This is a genomic window from Bacteroides sp. 519 (assembly GCF_010500955.1).
GTDB lineage: Bacteria > Bacteroidota > Bacteroidia > Bacteroidales > Bacteroidaceae > Bacteroides.
In genome coordinates, this window is sequence record NZ_QVMJ01000001.1 from 534636 (window position 1) to 555196 (window position 20561).

Here is a 20561-nt window from a genome sequence, read left to right on the forward strand (position 1 = left end):
CAATTCTATACAGTTCGATTAAGACACCATTTCTTCTACTATTCCTGGAGTCGTTACTGAAGTTTCAATTCTATACAGTTCGATTAAGACATAGAACTCACCTATATTCTTTTTTATTCCACATATGTTTCAATTCTATACAGTTCGATTAAGACATTTCTTAGATGATTTTATTATTTACTTAGAAGATCAGTTTCAATTCTATACAGTTCGATTAAGACTTGATCCGGCTCTTTTTTATGGTCGGACAGGATGGAGTTTCAATTCTATACAGTTCGATTAAGACGTTGCGTTAATAATCGCCACCCCACCCCCCTAGGGGGTTTCAATTCTATACAGTTCGATTAAGACCCGTTCGCAAACCTAAAATTAGATGCGCAACCCTTCTGTTTCAATTCTATACAGTTCGATTAAGACTCACCTAAAGAATTATTTGAGTCAATGTTTCCAACAGTTTCAATTCTATACAGTTCGATTAAGACAAAATTGTCAAAGAAAAGTATTCCTACTCGGAAGAAGGTTTCAATTCTATACAGTTCGATTAAGACTCCTACAAACTAGTAAAACACTTACAGCCTTTGGAGGTTTCAATTCTATACAGTTCGATTAAGACCAGCAAAAGATAACTTTCCATTGTCATCAGACACAAGTTTCAATTCTATACAGTTCGATTAAGACGAAAGAAAGCCATGTTTGTCTAAATTGATCCTCATTGTTTCAATTCTATACAGTTCGATTAAGACGTTATTAACATAAATACTCTTTATCCGATCTCTGAGTTTCAATTCTATACAGTTCGATTAAGACCCCAGTTACCGGATTAAAACTACATGAATATTCTGAGTTTCAATTCTATACAGTTCGATTAAGACTGCAGATAGTTTACCTTCCAATAATATTTTCTCAAGTTTCAATTCTATACAGTTCGATTAAGACTTCCATAAGGCTTCGGGAAATAATGTAGGTTTATCTGTTTCAATTCTATACAGTTCGATTAAGACAATTAAATGTAATAATTGCTTTGTAATTCATAAGTATGTTTCAATTCTATACAGTTCGATTAAGACAATCAATTTCAAGATGCTTTTGCAGTTGTTCTACTTGTTTCAATTCTATACAGTTCGATTAAGACAACAACCAATGACAGTTCTTTCCTTCGTGCTGATTTCGTTTCAATTCTATACAGTTCGATTAAGACTAAATTTGACAAATACACTCTAATTGCATCTTGAATGTTTCAATTCTATACAGTTCGATTAAGACGATTTTCATTATACAACCTGATTGCGCCTTCGTCCGAGTTTCAATTCTATACAGTTCGATTAAGACAAAGAACGCAGATGGTAATTCATTGATTTATCAAGTTTCAATTCTATACAGTTCGATTAAGACAAATGGAACATCAAACTTTAAACTACCTGATTTGCGGTTTCAATTCTATACAGTTCGATTAAGACGGGAAGAACGATTTTATTACAAAGCACAAAAACTTCGTTTCAATTCTATACAGTTCGATTAAGACTCCATATCCGGAAAAAATACGATTGTAAGGCGCAATGGTTTCAATTCTATACAGTTCGATTAAGACCACCTAATCCACTAGTATTTGTGCCAGGAATACTGTTTCAATTCTATACAGTTCGATTAAGACATCAAAGCAGCAACTAATCCAACAATAACTCCAATGTTTCAATTCTATACAGTTCGATTAAGACGAAACAGATTATTCCATTTCACGAAGGACAAACAAGTTTCAATTCTATACAGTTCGATTAAGACGAAAAAGAGCATTTAACTCTAAATTGGTTTTCACTCTTGTTTCAATTCTATACAGTTCGATTAAGACTCAATACGCACATACTGGAACATATTGCCTTCCTGAGTTTCAATTCTATACAGTTCGATTAAGACAAAAGAACATTTAACTCTAAATTGGTTTTCACTCTTGTTTCAATTCTATACAGTTCGATTAAGACTTTTTAGAATTGATCTCATTTATATTTCCTTTCTTGTTTCAATTCTATACAGTTCGATTAAGACATGATTCAGAAAGTCCATTTGTGCCTGTTTTTGAGGTTTCAATTCTATACAGTTCGATTAAGACTATCCCGAATTGTTATTCTACCATCAAAATAATTGGTTTCAATTCTATACAGTTCGATTAAGACCATGTCTTATCCAGCTCCTTTCTGCTGATTCTTCGATGTTTCAATTCTATACAGTTCGATTAAGACATCACTGCCTTTAATGGCAGTGTACTATACATCATTGTTTCAATTCTATACAGTTCGATTAAGACATGCCGTAACGGTTCTACGCATAAGGGTTATTCAGTTCTACGCATAAGGGTTATTCATGGTGGTTTCAATTCTATACAGTTCGATTAAGACGCAATAAATATGCTGGTAGACGTACATTGCAAGTGAGTTTCAATTCTATACAGTTCGATTAAGACGATGGCTGTTTCTAATGTGTAATATCCATCAGAGATGTTTCAATTCTATACAGTTCGATTAAGACTCATCAATAATGTCTTTTATTTCATCATCGCTAAGTGTTTCAATTCTATACAGTTCGATTAAGACTATTCCTGTATTTATCAGTAGAAATATATTGAAATAGTTTCAATTCTATACAGTTCGATTAAGACTTTGCAGGAATGGAAGTAGCTGATATGAATAGGGGGTTTCAATTCTATACAGTTCGATTAAGACAAATTAAAAGTCCAGATGATTTAAAATAGAAAGATAGTTTCAATTCTATACAGTTCGATTAAGACTTCGGCTCAGGTACTCGGCAGTGAATGTTTTTCCAAGTTTCAATTCTATACAGTTCGATTAAGACAATATAATCGTTCCCTACCCTGTTGTATGCCAAAGTGTTTCAATTCTATACAGTTCGATTAAGACTGGATGGTGTTCGTGCTGCCGGCGTCCTGAACAACTGTTTCAATTCTATACAGTTCGATTAAGACATTATGTTAGCAACACCAGAACTCGGTATAATGATGTTTCAATTCTATACAGTTCGATTAAGACTTTTAACCGGGCAAATAAAACTGTCTACTATTGCCAGTTTCAATTCTATACAGTTCGATTAAGACCATTGTACACCAATATCAAACATTTTTGTGTAGAAGTTTCAATTCTATACAGTTCGATTAAGACCATACTGTTGTGCTAGAATTCTAGCAATGTGTACTGAGTTTCAATTCTATACAGTTCGATTAAGACTCTATAACTCCGCTTTTCTTTATTCTCCATGCGGTGTTTCAATTCTATACAGTTCGATTAAGACAGAAGTGCAGCTTTTAGAATACTATCTTAATAAGATGTTTCAATTCTATACAGTTCGATTAAGACTCTTTTGCCTGTAAGTACACATACACTTTCTCATAGTGTTTCAATTCTATACAGTTCGATTAAGACAGTTTAATGTTACCAAACTTTTCTACACGAAAAGTTGTTTCAATTCTATACAGTTCGATTAAGACATATGTTGTAGAGAAACCTTTAGGATCGCCTGCTAAGTTTCAATTCTATACAGTTCGATTAAGACACAAAAAAGAGATGGAAGAATATATCATAGAAATTAAGTTTCAATTCTATACAGTTCGATTAAGACTTTGTCCTTACTAAATATCATCAGCTTAATGTTTTCTGTTTCAATTCTATACAGTTCGATTAAGACTTTTCGACGTTCTTAACGGCGTCTTCGCGCTGTTTTGTTTCAATTCTATACAGTTCGATTAAGACAAATTATTATGAAAAAGCAGAAAGCCTATTACCGCCGTTTCAATTCTATACAGTTCGATTAAGACACCGCTGTAACGCGCTTAACATTATTATATAGGTACGTTTCAATTCTATACAGTTCGATTAAGACGCTTACGGCGTTACCGTGTCTACGTCTTCGTTACGCGTTTCAATTCTATACAGTTCGATTAAGACGTTCGCGTAATTAAATATTGCGTGATTATTTGACGTGTTTCAATTCTATACAGTTCGATTAAGACCCTCCATCACTTTTTGTAGAACGTAACCCATAGTAGTTTCAATTCTATACAGTTCGATTAAGACAGTAATCCGAGATTGATGAAGGAAGGAGGAATGTAAGTTTCAATTCTATACAGTTCGATTAAGACGGGTCCAGAATATTCTGCCGGTCTATCCATGCATGTTTCAATTCTATACAGTTCGATTAAGACTTCTCTTGTAGACAAAGAAGTTACAAGACTTTCTCCGTTTCAATTCTATACAGTTCGATTAAGACCTGAAGGCTCATGTGTGCCGACATTCTTTCATATAGTTTCAATTCTATACAGTTCGATTAAGACTAAAGTTGAACTTATACGTGAAATTGTACAGTTAAGTTTCAATTCTATACAGTTCGATTAAGACCAATACCGAAAGACGATAGTATTTGCGCATTTTGCCGTTTCAATTCTATACAGTTCGATTAAGACCGTTTACGGCGGTTAATAGTCAAAAGGAGTTTCCGTGTTTCAATTCTATACAGTTCGATTAAGACACTATTTACTTGTTCTACCTGATCGGCTGAAAGTTGTTTCAATTCTATACAGTTCGATTAAGACAATATTGAATTATGACAAAAAAGAATGTACTACAATGTTTCAATTCTATACAGTTCGATTAAGACGAATTTCCGGAACAGGAAAGGTTTGTGAAATACAACGTTTCAATTCTATACAGTTCGATTAAGACGAGATATTCTCGTATCCAACATCTTCGACCCTGTCGAGTTTCAATTCTATACAGTTCGATTAAGACCGGGGTGGGAAAATATGCACAGAGACAAAGGAAAAGGTTTCAATTCTATACAGTTCGATTAAGACCTGCTTGTTGCAGCTTGGAGACGTCTATTAATCTTTGTTTCATTCTATACAGTTCGATTAAGACATAATGATATTGAATTTCTTGACCAGGTAATCTAGTTTCAATTCTATACAGTTCGATTAAGACGGTGATGAAGATGCGATGTTGCTGGATGGTCTCAAGTTTCAATTCTATACAGTTCGATTAAGACTAATACGTTGAACGTTGCAAACTTAAATATTATTTTGTTTCAATTCTATACAGTTCGATTAAGACATAGAAGAGGGGTAGAAGGACGTTATATTAAGGTTAGGTTTCAATTCTATACAGTTCGATTAAGACCGCCACGTGAAGTTGCTTGTGTTTTCCAGAAACCGCGTTTCAATTCTATACAGTTCGATTAAGACGAGGAAATGAGTAGTTTACTGGTTGGAGATAATAAAGTTTCAATTCTATACAGTTCGATTAAGACTGAAGGACGTTTGTATTTCGATAACAAAGAAGACCTAAGTTTCAATTCTATACAGTTCGATTAAGACTCTATACTATTACCCTACAGCAATAGGAACAATTGCGTTTCAATTCTATACAGTTCGATTAAGACTGCACTCATCCTCCAAACTTATTCCAACCTTACTACGTTTCAATTCTATACAGTTCGATTAAGACGGATTTGAACGCAGGTTTTGTTCGATGGTTGACTGACGTTTCAATTCTATACAGTTCGATTAAGACAATAATATTTGTTTCAAAAATGAGCCATTTGACAGTGTTTCAATTCTATACAGTTCGATTAAGACAACCAAGTTCAACATCAGATATTGACATTGTTGCTTGTTTCAATTCTATACAGTTCGATTAAGACAAAACTGAATAAAATTGAATGAGAAAGGAATAAATCAGTTTCAATTCTATACAGTTCGATTAAGACAATCACGAGGACAAAGTTTTTGAGATATTTCCTTTATGTTTCAATTCTATACAGTTCGATTAAGACGTAGTATTCAATATTACTCTATCTTCAAAAACTAGTTTCAATTCTATACAGTTCGATTAAGACTTAAAGGAATTGTCTCTAATTGAAAGCGTGCTCGAAGTTTCAATTCTATACAGTTCGATTAAGACATAGCATCACACACCCGGTTCCTACAGGTAGGTAGTTTCAATTCTATACAGTTCGATTAAGACATGTCCTAATGTGCGGGCAAATACGGAAGGATCCTGTCGTTTCAATTCTATACAGTTCGATTAAGACACTATCCAGTCTGGCATAAGTCATCGGATTGGCTTGTTTCAATTCTATACAGTTCGATTAAGACACGACGCACAACATACTCACCAAGCTTTTCATTCATCGTTTCAATTCTATACAGTTCGATTAAGACTCCGAGTCTACCATTCTTGAATATGCTTCTACTTTTGTTTCAATTCTATACAGTTCGATTAAGACAGTCAAATGTGTTCCTACCTAAAGAAGTTGCATCTAGTTTCAATTCTATACAGTTCGATTAAGACAGCGCAGTTTTGTGTAGCCGAGAGCATTTTTGCCAGGTTTCAATTCTATACAGTTCGATTAAGACACACAGGAAGTGTTTGATTCGTTAGGTTCGACTATCGTTTCAATTCTATACAGTTCGATTAAGACTATACGACTTCCACATTTTACCCTCATACACTCCTGAGTTTCAATTCTATACAGTTCGATTAAGACAAGGGAAATACTTAGGTTCATCGCTATCACTCCAATGTTTCAATTCTATACAGTTCGATTAAGACATGAAGATGCAGATGGAGAAGAAGAATCTGTTTCTTGTTTCAATTCTATACAGTTCGATTAAGACTGTAATCGCATATCAAAAAGGTGTAAAAACTAAACAGTTTCAATTCTATACAGTTCGATTAAGACGAATCTTGGGGAAATGCAGGTAAGTTGAAGCTAAGTAGTTTCAATTCTATACAGTTCGATTAAGACATAGCATCATACATATCCATTTTCAGGTGCAATTATTTCAATTCTATACAGTTCGATTAAGACGAAGCCCTACCTGCATAGGGGTAACTTCTTGACGTGTTTCAATTCTATACAGTTCGATTAAGACTCTTGGGTTCATACTTTTACATTAGAGCTGGTTGTTTGTTTCAATTCTATACAGTTCGATTAAGACCCAGATCTGTGTATAATCATCACTAAATTCATAGTAGTTTCAATTCTATACAGTTCGATTAAGACACGAACCTGATAGGGCGTCGATGTATTGCTGTAGGTGTTTCAATTCTATACAGTTCGATTAAGACACTTTCTGAGTCTCATATCCAACCGGAATCTTTCGTTTCAATTCTATACAGTTCGATTAAGACTTTGAGCAATGACGTTTACTCTTTTGAGATAATCCTGTTTCAATTCTATACAGTTCGATTAAGACTTCTTTATCTCAAAACAGTTACTTACATCTTATACTGTTTCAATTCTATACAGTTCGATTAAGACGAAAATTCGATTGCTAAAGATGAAAAGACAGGAAATCGTTTCAATTCTATACAGTTCGATTAAGACTATTCTGCTAAATACTTAAAAAAAGGATATAGTAGTTTCAATTCTATACAGTTCGATTAAGACTCTGATAAAGTGAGTTTCGTGTATAAAGGCATCAAAGTTTCAATTCTATACAGTTCGATTAAGACAAGTAGATTATGGCTCTGGAACTCTAAATTTCATTGTTTCAATTCTATACAGTTCGATTAAGACATATATTCTTCTTCGGTTAATCCATCTTCTATCTCATGTTTCAATTCTATACAGTTCGATTAAGACACCCTAGCGGTATGGCATTTAAAATTCAATATATCCAGTTTCAATTCTATACAGTTCGATTAAGACTTAAAGGAACTGCCTCTAATTGAGAGTGTGCTCGAATGTTTCAATTCTATACAGTTCGATTAAGACGAATAGGAGAATTTTACCGCAAACAAGAAAAATAGTTTCAATTCTATACAGTTCGATTAAGACTGATTTATTTTAGTTATGCGGTGTCTTAATCTCGATGTTTCAATTCTATACAGTTCGATTAAGACCGATTAGCCTATTCGGGCTGTCTAAAGGTAAACGGAGTTTCAATTCTATACAGTTCGATTAAGACATTCAGACAGTTAGGTATCGTTTCTAGGTGTTTTCGGTTTCAATTCTATACAGTTCGATTAAGACTAAAAGAGCTTTCTCTTGTAGAAAGCGTTCTTGAAGTTTCAATTCTATACAGTTCGATTAAGACTGCATTTTTATGAATTATTAACCGATTTTCAACAGTGTTTCAATTCTATACAGTTCGATTAAGACCGGGATCAAATACATACGTTTCAGTAAATGTTTCCGTGTTTCAATTCTATACAGTTCGATTAAGACTATGTGAACCGTCTTTCAAATGGTTAACTTTGCAACAGTTTCAATTCTATACAGTTCGATTAAGACGGTTATGTCTCCTTCTAAAATATCGTACGAAATAACTGTTTCAATTCTATACAGTTCGATTAAGACTATTGTTATTACTTCCTGTTTCATCCTAGATAAACCGTTTCAATTCTATACAGTTCGATTAAGACTAATGAATCGTTTGATGACCTATTTAATGAAGATGTTTCAATTCTATACAGTTCGATTAAGACTGAAACGATTCGGGATTCTGTGATAGATGAAGAGATGTTTCAATTCTATACAGTTCGATTAAGACAAAAACAAAGAAACGCGTATTCTTATGAAGTCCGGAGTTTCAATTCTATACAGTTCGATTAAGACGAGCTCGGCGCAGCGTTCAATGTACCGGGATCGATGTTTCAATTCTATACAGTTCGATTAAGACCCGAATTAATCACCAACTTAACAAATAAGTTGAGAAGTTTCAATTCTATACAGTTCGATTAAGACACGGAGGCTGGGTCGACCCAACCGCATAATAATTAGTTTCAATTCTATACAGTTCGATTAAGACGCAACTGCATGGAATAATTATTTTGCTGATTACATGAGTTTCAATTCTATACAGTTCGATTAAGACTCTAAGGCAGGTGTATTCAGTGAAATAGCTTCTGATGTTTCAATTCTATACAGTTCGATTAAGACTTCATTGCTGCTGGTCTAAATATAACGAATGTTCGTTTCAATTCTATACAGTTCGATTAAGACTTTAAACCTATTTCTTTGCAAATAATCTTTAAGTATGTTTCAATTCTATACAGTTCGATTAAGACAGTAGTGTCAAACAGAAGTTCCGAATTTGAATATGTGTTTCAATTCTATACAGTTCGATTAAGACCTGATTCGGTAGACTTTCCCTTTGTTTCATCCCAGTTTCAATTCTATACAGTTCGATTAAGACTTTTGAATGGCTGAATCTAATTCGATGCACTTCGGAAGTTTCAATTCTATACAGTTCGATTAAGACTCAAAATTAACCGAGAACGACGCTTTATCTCCATCGTTTCAATTCTATACAGTTCGATTAAGACCTTTACCGGAACATCATGCGTGTAATTTTCGTTAAAGTTTCAATTCTATACAGTTCGATTAAGACGGGCGAAGCCCTACCCGCATGGGGGTAACCTTTTGAGTTTCAATTCTATACAGTTCGATTAAGACAATATGAGGATGCTGCGGTTTCACTGGCTGACATAGGTTTCAATTCTATACAGTTCGATTAAGACTTGTACCTTTGCGTAAATTCTAAAAGTATATAAGAAGTTTCAATTCTATACAGTTCGATTAAGACCTCTATCGCGCACTCGGTCAGTATTCAAAAAAAGCTGTTTCAATTCTATACAGTTCGATTAAGACATAGAGTACTTGTCTTTCAAATCTTTGTCCGAAATTCGTTTCAATTCTATACAGTTCGATTAAGACGATGCTTGGGCTTTATGCGGTCTAGGGAAAGAAGTAGTTTCAATTCTATACAGTTCGATTAAGACACTGACATACAGCAAATTGAGATAATGCTTAAAAAATGTTTCAATTCTATACAGTTCGATTAAGACGATTATGGAGCATATACCAGTAGAAAGCGTTTCTTGTTTCAATTCTATACAGTTCGATTAAGACCCTAGTATCTTTATATTGTTTGAGTTGCCTTTCATGTTTCAATTCTATACAGTTCGATTAAGACTGTCGAGCTTCGCGCTGGCTCTAAGATTGTGAAATCTGTTTCAATTCTATACAGTTCGATTAAGACAACCCGCCATCAAATTAGAAAAATGTTCGATCTAACGTTTCAATTCTATACAGTTCGATTAAGACAAATACGCTTCCTTAATAGCTGCTGCGCCTGATTTGTGTTTCAATTCTATACAGTTCGATTAAGACCAAGTTATATGTGGGGTATCTATTCAAATCAAAAGTTTCAATTCTATACAGTTCGATTAAGACAGGATTTCATTTCTTCAATTGCTTGGGTTACACTAGTTTCAATTCTATACAGTTCGATTAAGACTTTATCAATTTCGAAGTCTTTTGGTTTTTCAAACTTGTTTCAATTCTATACAGTTCGATTAAGACCCCTCAACTTTTCAACCCCTTTCACATTGATAATCAGTTACAAAACAACAATACAAAGCCATGTTTTTACATAAAAATTCTGTCGACCTATAAAAGTAAGAAATCCCTGGGAGATCGACATGATATCTAACAAATTGAAAATCAATACGTCAAAGATCACTTTGATAACCCACGACATTCCTCATTCAATCTTATAACATGGACCGACAAACACAGTTTATAGGAAAATATCAATATTGCTTCGTTCTCTTCCAACAATTTCCTTGTCGATCCAATTTTGCTGATGCCCTTTGAAGATAATGATACTATCCTCATCTTCTTCCATAAAATTCTTTGCCAAAGATACTAATTCTTTCAAACGAACCTCTGAAATCTCTCCCTCAAACACTGAATTTTGTATCCAGTTAAGATACTTGCGACATAATTTGAGCATCTTGACAACTCGTTTCTCTCCAAAATCATACACTAGAACAACATACATAATTACCAATACATTTTAAGAGGTTTATATTCTTCAATATTCAGTAAATGCTTAGATAACTTGTAGCATTCCAATTTCACCAAATGACGGTAGCTAACACTTCGGTTCAACGTTTTATGTTTGATTGTTTCAGTAAGTTTATCCTCAATTGCTTTAATAAAGATCTTTTTACCAGCTTGATTTAACAAACACCGATTAAGCTTCTTGTCGAAATGTTTCTCCTGAATTTCTTTTTTATTAAGCACTTTGAAGATAACTTTATCAATAATAATAGGCTTAAATATTTCTGCTACGTCCAGTGCCAACGAATATCTTCTTTCACCCGGAGTATGAAGAAAACTGATTGTAGGATTTAGCTGGGTTTGATGAATAGCCCTCAAACAAACAGTGTAGCAAATCATATTACCAAATGAAATTAGAGCATTAACCTCGTTCTGTGGAGGCTGTTTGGTACGAACACCCATAGTAAACTCCCCCAAAATAAGATTAAATGCCTGATAATAGTTATGCCTTATTAACCCCTCTATTCCCATAAGTTCGTCAACAGAAGTAGTGTTTGGAATTCGGGAAGCATAATTCTTGATGCAATTTATTATATCTTCCACATCTTTGCCACGCCTGTTATAATATTGAAGATTCTTCACCATATTATGAACAGCAGCTTCAATGAACTTTTGAGCAATAGCTATACGTTTCTTCTTGTTCTGATAAAAAGACGTTTGTGCCAGTAACATTCTTCCCGAAAGAAGTGAGTCTTTTGGCATAAAAGAGCCAGTATAGTTCTCATAATAATCAAAGAAATGTACAGCTATGTCTTTTTGTCCGAGGAAGTTGAACAAAGCACTGTTGGCTCGTAAAGAACCGAAGACATAAAATTCACTAATATCTTCAACTGGTAAATAACGGGGTTGACCATCTCTTTCCCTACCATCTCCATCTTCCGAAACCGGAGTGAACTTAAGTGTATTGTCTTTCCTTTCCAATACTCCCGGATTAAACAAATAAAATGTCTTTTTCATAGTTCTTCCTCTCCACTATAGCAAAAATCAAAATAGCTGCAATTTCTACAAATTTTAGTTCTCTCAATTGGCGGACAGGTATCCGATTCTCCAATGGTTTCAATTTCTTTTTCCATTTTCTGAATGGATTCCCTGTCTATACTGCTCAAGATAATTGTATCTTTTTTCCGTAATAACGGATATTCTAAGATACCCGATACTCCTGTTATTCCATTGCGTTCGAACACATAAATGTAGTATTTTAACTGCCATTCATGGGCTGACTCAATTTTATTGGACTTCTTGATTTCATGAATGATTTTGTTTTTGGTATCATAGAAATCAACCTTGATACCATCTAGTTCAATCTCTTCATACTTGTACGAACGTTGTTGATAACTATTCTCATGAATCATCTTGCCCTCATAAACAAGGTCGGAAGTATGCTCCATGTTGATGTTGTTTATAAACAACCAGAGTTTTCGTTTACAAACAAAAAAATAATTGAAATGAGTACCGGTGATGTGCATAAATGCTAAAACTAGATTTGATTCTCGTAATCGAATGCTAGCATTCGTTCAGTTAATTTTTCTACAGCTTTGTCCAATGCGTCTGCCGATTCATTCTCTGTAACAATGTATCCGGAACAGGGCAATGTAATGAATAATTCTGCACCTGCCGTTTCATCAATAATTGGTTTTGCTCTTTTTTCGTTATCTTCTACCAATTTGGCACGAATAGCTCCTGCCAGTGTATTAGCATTATCACTGATAGCTACAGCCAATGTTTCCATTAAACTGAATGTTCGGGCTTGATTAGACGAAATACGCCAGTTGATTATGGCTTTTGCAATCGCGGGAATAGCTTTGTTCCTTTGTTCCTGAGGCATAACAAGACATTCACCAAAAGCATTTTTGGAAAGAATCCATCCTTTTCCTTTCAGCTCTTCTACCTTCTCCTGAGTTATTTCCGGCTCAAACTGATTCGTTTGTACAGAGAATAATGTACGTAAGTCTATAGCAACATCATATACAAAGAGTCCTGCTGCCCGGGCATTATCCGGTATCCATTTGCGATATAGGCTTCTGTCTGTTCCATCAAGTAAGTTTTCTATTTCTTCAGCACTCATAAGGTTTCCCTTTATATCACGAACGGTTACTTTATGCAATTCAGGTTTGTCACTTCTGTCGAAAGATACGTTCTCACTGTGGCGACTTCCGAGAAGCGGATGTAAAGGACGCATTGCGGATATAGATAACGGGCTTCTTCGTTTTAATGTCCTACTTTTACCACCTTGAGATGCCGACATCCATCCGCCAATTATCTGGTCATAGTATTGTGGATCGCAAAGAGATAATACTTCTTTTTCGTCCAAGCCATTTTTGTTGTTCAGTCCGAATACGAATTCTACAGCAGCAGGAGCTGTTTCTAACTCAGTACATATATCATCAATAATGCTTCGTTTAACTTGTTGCCCACTTGAAAATGGCATTCGTACATTAAATACAGGGTCCCAATAGAACTTTTGTCCGTTTTCAACACAAAAAACAGTATGATCTGCGTGGCGTAAGCCTCTGATATAGATAAATGGATTCATAGTAATTATTTTAATTGTTTAATAATGCGTATTGAAATCTGATTAACGTATTGAAATAGGGAAAGTTATCTTTGGGCATGGTATGCACAATCTTTCCCAGTTCCTCGAAAGCTGCTTTTTCTTCACCAAATTCTTCAATTAATGGTATCATGTTTTGAAGAAATTGTTTACTACTTGTCGATTCTAACAAGGTATTTACATGATTGGTGCGGTCTTTCTTAGCTTTACCAGCTCCCGCTTCATATTGCAAAAGTAATTTTGCTGCATTTTGGGATAGTTCCCATAATTTTTCATTGTTCAACATGGCTATAATCCAGATTAAATAAGTATTAAAGTTTATTTTTTGAGTTTCTTCTTTGATTGCAATCTTCTTTACACCTTTAGTGGTAGGCAAATAGCTTTTGATATCTTTGGGTTCCATCGCTCTTACTCCCACTGATCCTAATTGACAGATTGATCTAATTCCGTATGCTGTACCATATAAATCTTCAATTTGTTTTCTATGTTGATTAAGGTATGCTTCTCCAAAAATCTTTTTGTAAAATTCATTGGGTTTTCTTATACCACTGAGGTCAAAAGGAATAAATCCGATGGTGGTATTTGTTTGCCCTATGTTGTATAAATATCCAATCAAATTATTTTCCGGAAAATAAGAAGATATTTTTAATAGAACCTTCACCCAGCCTATGGTTGGGATAGAGAATACCTCGTTAGTATTGTCAGTAGAAGTCAACGGATTGTATCCAAACATTGGATCAAATTTATCATACTCCCTGTCATATCGATGTGTAATCCATTGTCCGTTCCATGTATTGATTTGGTTACCTTTAAGCATAGACATGTTTTCTAGCCATTGTCTGTAAAATTTCCATCCGTCATAAATATCCAGTAAAATACTTTCATGGTCGAATAATATAGAAACCCCACCCGATACTCCAATTGCCAGTCCTTCACCAATCCATGAAAGATAAATACTGTCTTTGTTATCTTTGGTTATGATACTGGTTTTTTGTCCGGATGTTCCAGCTGTATCATCGGCTACAGCATATCCTCTTGCAATGGTATCGCTGGCAGTTTCATTAGCAATCTTGTCATACATCTTACTGATTCTTTCAGTCCTCCTTTCTGGAGTTTCGAATGGCTTTTTGCCTTTAATCATATCCTCCCAACTAAGTTTTGGATTCTCCAATGGAGAGTTTCCTGCTGTCATCATATACTTAGGATGATCAAAGAACAGCGGAATATATATTTCCTTGAAAAAAGATTCAGCTGAATATGATGCATTATACCTTTTATTATAAGCATTCAGAAATATTTTTCCGATAGTAGATGTGTACATAGTTATAAGAAATTATCATTTGATTTGTTGATCGAAGTATCCAGAGGTGCTAAATTTAGTCCTCTTTCTGTAGAATAAACCTCATCAGGTAATACATAAGGTCTGGCTCCAACTTTCAGCGTTCGCAATTTTTTCCATCTTACGCTATTATATGAAACTGGTATTTCCATCATCCGTTTTTCTTTTCGGTTACCTTTATCATAATCATTCACATCAGATTCGAGTATGCAAGTAGCCGATTCAATTTCAAGATAATCAGCTAAAGCCGACTTTGGATAATGCCACAATTCTTTTATACGCCAGTTGTTGTCGGCATATACTGTATTCAAATTAATATTAATAACTGAAACTTCCGGATAAACAGTATCAATAAGAGTTTGTATGGTTCTTTCGTCCAGAATTTCTTTATTCGGAAGAACTTTAAAAGTCTCTTTTACTATTTCTAAAGAATAGGGTAAACATGTATTGCGATCATCCGGCGGAGCAATAACACATACTGGTTTGTATTTACCTATAGTCGCGAAATTTCTTTTCCGGTTAATGCGCCCGAAGCGTTGAATTAAGGCATCGATGGGAGCTGTTTCGGTTATCATCAGGTCGAAGCTAATGTCCAGACTCACTTCAACAACTTGCGTGGACACAACAATACATGCGGTAGGAGAGGGGTTGAATTCCTCAATTAATCTTTTCTCCAGATAGTTTCTATCAGCACGCTTATATCTGCTATGTATAAGCATTTTATTGACATTGGGATACAGCTCTTCCATCTGGTTGAACAGTTGTTGTGCATTAGCTACACGGTTACATACCAATAGTACTTTCTGATTGTTTTGAACTGCCTCCTGCAATTGAGGAAGAAAATTATCGAAATGCTCTCCCTTGTAAACAATATGTCTGTTGAATGTTTCCAATAGGCTATCTGGCAGCGATACATATTGTACATCCTCTTGTGGTAACAGCTTTAATATTTCCTTTTCCAAAGAAGTTGAGATAGTTGCCGTACCTATATGTATAGAGCAACCCACTGTTAGCAATACCTCAATCATTTTTAGAATAACGGATTGAATTACATCCGAATAAGTGTGTATCTCATCCAAAATAATATCACATCCTTTCAGATCGAACAAAATACTTTCGTATCCTTTTGTTCCAAATGCTAATGAAGCAAGCTGATGCGGTGTAAGCACTTTAATTGCAGCACCATATTTGTCCTGAATAGCCTGTTCTTCTTTTATATTAGGACTGTTGTCATCAATTACAAGTTCCGAAATGGCATGTAACAAACGGATGTCAATATCAAATTCTTTTAAATCATTGCAAATCCTTTCGTACATTGCATTGATAGATGCTTGGAAAGGAAGAGTATAAAAGATTCTCCCTTTGCATCTTTTGAGTAGAAAATCTGTTTTACCAGCTCCCGTCGGAGCTTTTGCAAATGTATGTTTTTTGCTGTAATCGGAAGGTATTAATGACAAAGGATACAGTTCATGTTTCCTGTTGTAGAAAGAAATATCCGGAGGGCTAAATAATTTATTGATATCAGAATATTCTTCCTCAAGGGCAGATGCAAAATGGTCGGATCCTATTAATAGTCCTTTCCACATAGACCAACCTCGCGGACGTTTTAAGCAATATTCCATTGTATATTGATATGCTTCGTAGGCATCTTCAATAGTAATTGGTTCTGTTACTATGCCACACTCATTTAGTATATCAGTTGCTATATGGCTCCATTTTTCAAAGTCCTTACTGTGATGAGTAAACACTTCGTCTCCATAATAATCATCTAGATCTAATATACCCAGTTCTCTTGCATCTTTTGTAATAGATTTATGATGAGCAATTATCATGTCAATAACTGCATCCCAATAATCCGAGGGTATTGTTTTCAGAAAAAATAAAGATGCTATTTCATGGCGGAATGGCATTTCACCAGGTGCGGGCCTGTACCCATGAAGCTTTTGCTGGAATATGGGACTTGCTTTGCCAATATCATGTAAAAGTCCTCCCAGTTTGGCGGTTTCCTTATCTAATCCGGCATACGAAGCAGCCCTTACTGCAAATTCGGCCACAGCCTTAAGATGGCTAATCAATGTTTGACCACCATTCTTTTTACTTTTCGCTAAAATATCGGTATACATGTTCATTTTACCTCTAGCCAACCAAACATTTCTTCGTTATTATTAAAACGGTTATAGCCAACACAGAAGGATTTATCATTCATCTCAAAGTGAAGTTCAAAACCGGGTAGATTATCAAATTCTTCTTTGCTTATTTGATAAATAATTGTATCAGGGAGCAAAATGTCCTCATTTCGGCAAAGGCAGACATGTTGTATGGAAGCTTTAATAGCATCTTCTTCGTTATCGAATGCTAGCCACAAAACAGGATTAATCATGACTCCTCGTTTCAGAATTGAATTTTCCTTTTGATATATCTTTTTCTTTTTATCAGCCGGATCACTTTTTCGAGCATAAGCTTTCGATTTAACAGTTTCCTGTTGTATGCTTGAACCAGAATAAGATAATTTATGTCGGCATATTTGTGTAACTTCGAGTTTTTGACGTATCCCTTCAATTATTGATGGTGTAAGAAACTGTTGGCTATATGTTTCGCTATCACGAACAGCAGTCCATGGCTTAATAAAGCCAAAAGGACCAGTATATTTTACTACATAGTATATCATAACATTTCTGGTTTATTTTAAACTTCCAAACCCACTCCCTGTACAGTTTCCTAGCCCCACTTGCCAAGCAAAGAGTTTTGTTTCAGGCTTTCCTTTAATAATCACCGGACAATAGTTAGCAATATTTCCAATACCGTGAATATTTACTTTTTTTGTTTTTCGTTTATGATAAGACAAGTCAAAAGCTATATCTAAAGTATCGTCTATTTCCAGCTCTGCTTCTTTCATTTTGTGTAGCAAGGTTTCTTTCATTAAAGAATTGGCTTCTTCATCGTTAAGTGTGTAGTGTTTTTCAGATTTCTCAGTAATATTTCTTTTTATGAGTATAGGACTGGCAAGTTGAAATACTTCTTTGTTTGATAAGTCAGGGTTTTCTTGAATAAAAACCTCCTTCACTTCCATGCCACCAAACATTTCGGGATGCTTTAATATAGTGTCTATTATTTTTTTTAAGTAGGTGTCATCATAAAAGGAGATAAACCATTCTGAACCTTTATTAAAGGAAAGTCCGTTTTTGCCTTTACCTTCTCCATTCATTAGCCATGAATATGAATATAGCGATATCAAATCATGTAAGTTGTTTTCTCCTAACCATTTATGTAATACACCAGTAAGGTATTGCTGGTAGTCGAATGGTATAATTTTAGTGTTTGGGGTAGTTTTTATGTGTATTCTCATAATACGTTGTTATAATAGTTTTTTAATTAATATATAGTCTCGTGTTGGTTTATATGTAAACCATAAATTATTTGTTGTAAATATAAACAATTGTTATAAAAAGAACAATAAAAGTCCTGTTTTATTTGGGTTTGTTTGATTATAAAGAACTTATAACTTACGAAATTGTTATTCTAAATAAAACCAGATTATGATAATAAAACATTTTACCGATAACGATCTGTACAAATACTCTGTGATGCTTGCCATTCAACGTTTGTATCCGTGGGCGTATGTGAGGTATGAATTTATAAACAGAGGAAAGAACGAATTTCCCGAAGGCTTTGCCGATAGGTTAAAAGAAGAAGTAGCCTCCATGGCCAACCTGAAAATGACCAAAGAAGAAAAGCAGTTCATAACCCGGAAATGTTATTACTTTGATCCTGTATTCATCGACTTTCTCGAAGGTTACCAATATGATCCTTCGGAAGTAAAAATAACTCAGCAAGGTGGTGAACTAAAAGTGGATATAGAAGGATATTGGTATCGTACTGTTTTGTGGGAAGTTCCTTTAATGGCCATTATTTCCGAACTCTATTTTCAGATGACAGGGGCTATTCCTCGTGAGGTAGAAGAAAAAGCTGTTACCAAAGCATTGAGGCTTAAAGATATGAAAGCAGACTTCTCTGATTTTGGTACCCGCCGCCGCTTTTCTTTCGATGTACACAATGTGGTTATAAACACATTTAAAGAGAATGGTGATGAATATTTCAAAGGTACAAGCAATGTATATCTGGCCATGAGGTACAACACCATTCCAATAGGCACTATGCCACACGAATGGTTTATGTTTCACGGTGCAGTTTACGGGTATCGTGCAGCAACAGTAAAAGCATTAGAGGCATGGGTCGATGTTTATCAGGGAAGTCTGGGAATAAGCCTTACTGATACATATACTTCTGATATCTTTTATGAATCTTTTAACTTAAAGCAAGCTAAACTTTTTGATGGTGTACGCTGGGATAGTGGCAACCCGCTAGAATATACCGATAAAACCATTCAATTTTACAAGCAAAACCGCATTGATCCTCTTTCTAAAACAATTGTATATAGCGATTCTTTAGATTTGGATAGGGTAGGTGAGATTAAGAAATATGTAAATGGAAGAATTCATGATGCGTATGGAATTGGTACATTTTTTACCAATGATGTTGGCGTTAAACCACTGAATATGGTAATTAAACTGGTACAGGTAAAAATGAATAAAGGATTGAAATTTCACTATGCTGTGAAACTATCGGATATATCAGGTAAAAATACAGGCAATCCGGGAGAGATAGAGTTATGTAAAAAAGTACTGGGATTAGTTGATTAGTTAAAAGTTAATTGAAAATTGAAAGTTACCATGCGGCATCGTAACTTTCAATTTTTAATTAACTCTTAACTATAACTATTCCTTCGTACCGTAATATCGTAGGAACTGAGTTCTTTCAAAAGCATTTATTCCTTGAATATCACTCACATTTAGTTTTCCTTTAAATTGTGAAATGTAGTCCATACCGTTATCGTTCATCCAAGCGGCGATATAGCTTAACATTGGTTTGATACATTCGTCGCCATTCAGGTAGATGGTACTACATATTTCCACAGCAGATGCACCGGCTAGGATCGCTTTTACTACATCTTCGGGCTTATGAACTCCTCCCGAGGCTGCATAATCAATCTGGCAAACTTCTGACGAAGCAATACCAATCCATCGTAGGGCATTAGCCAGTTCCGAACCATTACTGAACACAGGACCGGCAGTATGCTCTATCTTTTTTACATTAATATCCGGTTGGTAAAAGCGGTTGAACATAACTACAGCAGCAGCTCCATTTGCATAAAGCTGATTAACCAAAGCAACAGGATTAGTGAGGTTGTTTCCTAATTTCATGATAATAGGAATATTAACAACCTCTTTAATGTGCTTCAGAATATTGATATGGCGCATTTCAAATGCTCCCCATTGGTAGTCTACCTCTGTTTGAAGAGAAAGAATATTAATTTCCAATGCATCAGCACCGGCATTTTCTATTTCTTTTGCAAAAGTTACCCACTCTGAATCCGAATAGCAGTTAATACTGGCAATAACCGGAATTCTACATAGTTTTTTTGTTTCAGAAATCAACAGAAGATATTCCGATAGTTTATGTTGACGCAAAGCAGCTACAAGATAATCACCTCCTTCAGGATAATACACCGAGTTAATCATCTGATCTGCTTCGAGCATAATCTGTTCTTCAAAAAGAGATTTCAATACAACTGCTCCTGCTCCGGCCTCTTCCAGTTTTTTGTTTTTTTCTGGTGTATTGGTTAGTCCGGAACTACTTATAATTACAGGATTTTTTAATGTTAAGCCTGCAAAAGTGGTTTTTAAATCAGCCATGGTA

At 34.9% G+C, this 20561-nt stretch carries 10 protein-coding genes and 1 CRISPR repeat array (1 of these 11 only partly in view); of the genes, 1 reads left to right on the top strand and 9 read right to left on the bottom strand.

The genetic code is table 11. From position 1 onward, the window contains the following. Positions 1-10371: a CRISPR direct-repeat array (repeat unit 29 nt; unit sequence GTTTCAATTCTATACAGTTCGATTAAGAC) (it extends 1889 nt beyond the left edge of the window). Between the two features lie 217 nt (positions 10372-10588). The 8 genes from cas2 to cas6 are packed head-to-tail and all read right to left on the bottom strand — an operon-like array spanning position 10589 to position 18150. Next, positions 10589-10852 carry a CRISPR-associated endonuclease Cas2 gene (cas2, locus tag D0T85_RS02415; protein WP_163209828.1) on the bottom strand — a complete coding sequence of 88 codons (264 nt, stop codon included), beginning with the start codon at positions 10850-10852 and terminating at the stop codon, positions 10589-10591. A 2-nt stretch (positions 10853-10854) separates the two neighbouring features. Next, entirely contained in the window at positions 10855-11871 is a 1017-nt protein-coding gene (cas1b, locus tag D0T85_RS02420; protein WP_163209830.1) for a type I-B CRISPR-associated endonuclease Cas1b, read from the bottom strand. Continuing rightward, a complete protein-coding gene (gene cas4, locus D0T85_RS02425; protein WP_163209832.1) occupies positions 11868-12380 on the bottom strand; it encodes a CRISPR-associated protein Cas4 in 513 nt (170 codons plus the stop codon). Before cas4 ends, cas1b begins: the two co-directional genes overlap by 4 nt. A gap of 11 nt (positions 12381-12391) precedes the next feature. Beyond that, entirely contained in the window at positions 12392-13447 is a 1056-nt protein-coding gene (locus tag D0T85_RS02430) for a CRISPR-associated protein Cas7 (protein ID WP_163209834.1), read from the bottom strand. Between the two features lie 10 nt (positions 13448-13457). Continuing rightward, positions 13458-14786: a hypothetical protein gene (locus tag D0T85_RS02435; RefSeq protein WP_163209836.1), complete on the bottom strand. Its 1329-nt coding sequence runs from the start codon at positions 14784-14786 to the stop codon at positions 13458-13460. A 2-nt stretch (positions 14787-14788) separates the two neighbouring features. Beyond that, positions 14789-16927 (bottom strand): CRISPR-associated helicase Cas3', encoded by a 2139-nt coding sequence (cas3, locus tag D0T85_RS02440; RefSeq protein ID WP_370459911.1) that lies wholly within the window; start codon positions 16925-16927, stop codon positions 14789-14791. A 2-nt stretch (positions 16928-16929) separates the two neighbouring features. Next, a complete protein-coding gene (locus tag D0T85_RS02445) occupies positions 16930-17472 on the bottom strand; it encodes a hypothetical protein (RefSeq protein WP_163209840.1) in 543 nt (180 codons plus the stop codon). 12 nt (positions 17473-17484) lie between these two features. After that, on the bottom strand, positions 17485-18150 hold the full coding sequence (gene cas6 / locus D0T85_RS02450) for a CRISPR-associated endoribonuclease Cas6 (RefSeq protein WP_163209842.1): 666 nt from the start codon (positions 18148-18150) through the stop codon (positions 17485-17487). Between the two features lie 190 nt (positions 18151-18340). Between cas6 and pncB the strand changes: the two genes are divergently transcribed. Next, on the top strand, positions 18341-19504 hold the full coding sequence (gene pncB, locus D0T85_RS02455; RefSeq protein ID WP_163209844.1) for a nicotinate phosphoribosyltransferase: 1164 nt from the start codon (positions 18341-18343) through the stop codon (positions 19502-19504). 75 nt (positions 19505-19579) lie between these two features. Here the strand turns inward: pncB and D0T85_RS02460 are convergent, their stop codons facing one another. Then, complete coding sequence (locus tag D0T85_RS02460; protein ID WP_163209846.1) at positions 19580-20557, bottom strand: dihydroorotate dehydrogenase-like protein; 978 nt, start codon at positions 20555-20557, stop codon at positions 19580-19582. Positions 20558-20561 lie beyond the last annotated feature (4 nt).

What these genes read in the sequence shown, in the direction of transcription:
- cas2 (WP_163209828.1), bottom strand. Translation starts at nt 10,852, where the DNA reads ATGTATGTTGTTCTAGTGTATGATTTTGGAGAGAAACGAGTTGTCAAG.
- cas1b (WP_163209830.1), bottom strand. Translation starts at nt 11,871, where the DNA reads ATGAAAAAGACATTTTATTTGTTTAATCCGGGAGTATTGGAAAGGAAA.
- cas4 (WP_163209832.1), bottom strand. Translation starts at nt 12,380, where the DNA reads ATGCACATCACCGGTACTCATTTCAATTATTTTTTTGTTTGTAAACGA.
- D0T85_RS02430 (WP_163209834.1), bottom strand. Translation starts at nt 13,447, where the DNA reads ATGAATCCATTTATCTATATCAGAGGCTTACGCCACGCAGATCATACT.
- D0T85_RS02435 (WP_163209836.1), bottom strand. Translation starts at nt 14,786, where the DNA reads ATGTACACATCTACTATCGGAAAAATATTTCTGAATGCTTATAATAAA.
- cas3 (WP_370459911.1), bottom strand. Translation starts at nt 16,927, where the DNA reads ATGTATACCGATATTTTAGCGAAAAGTAAAAAGAATGGTGGTCAAACA.
- D0T85_RS02445 (WP_163209840.1), bottom strand. Translation starts at nt 17,472, where the DNA reads ATGATATACTATGTAGTAAAATATACTGGTCCTTTTGGCTTTATTAAG.
- cas6 (WP_163209842.1), bottom strand. Translation starts at nt 18,150, where the DNA reads ATGAGAATACACATAAAAACTACCCCAAACACTAAAATTATACCATTC.
- pncB (WP_163209844.1), top strand. Translation starts at nt 18,341, where the DNA reads ATGATAATAAAACATTTTACCGATAACGATCTGTACAAATACTCTGTG.
- D0T85_RS02460 (WP_163209846.1), bottom strand. Translation starts at nt 20,557, where the DNA reads ATGGCTGATTTAAAAACCACTTTTGCAGGCTTAACATTAAAAAATCCT.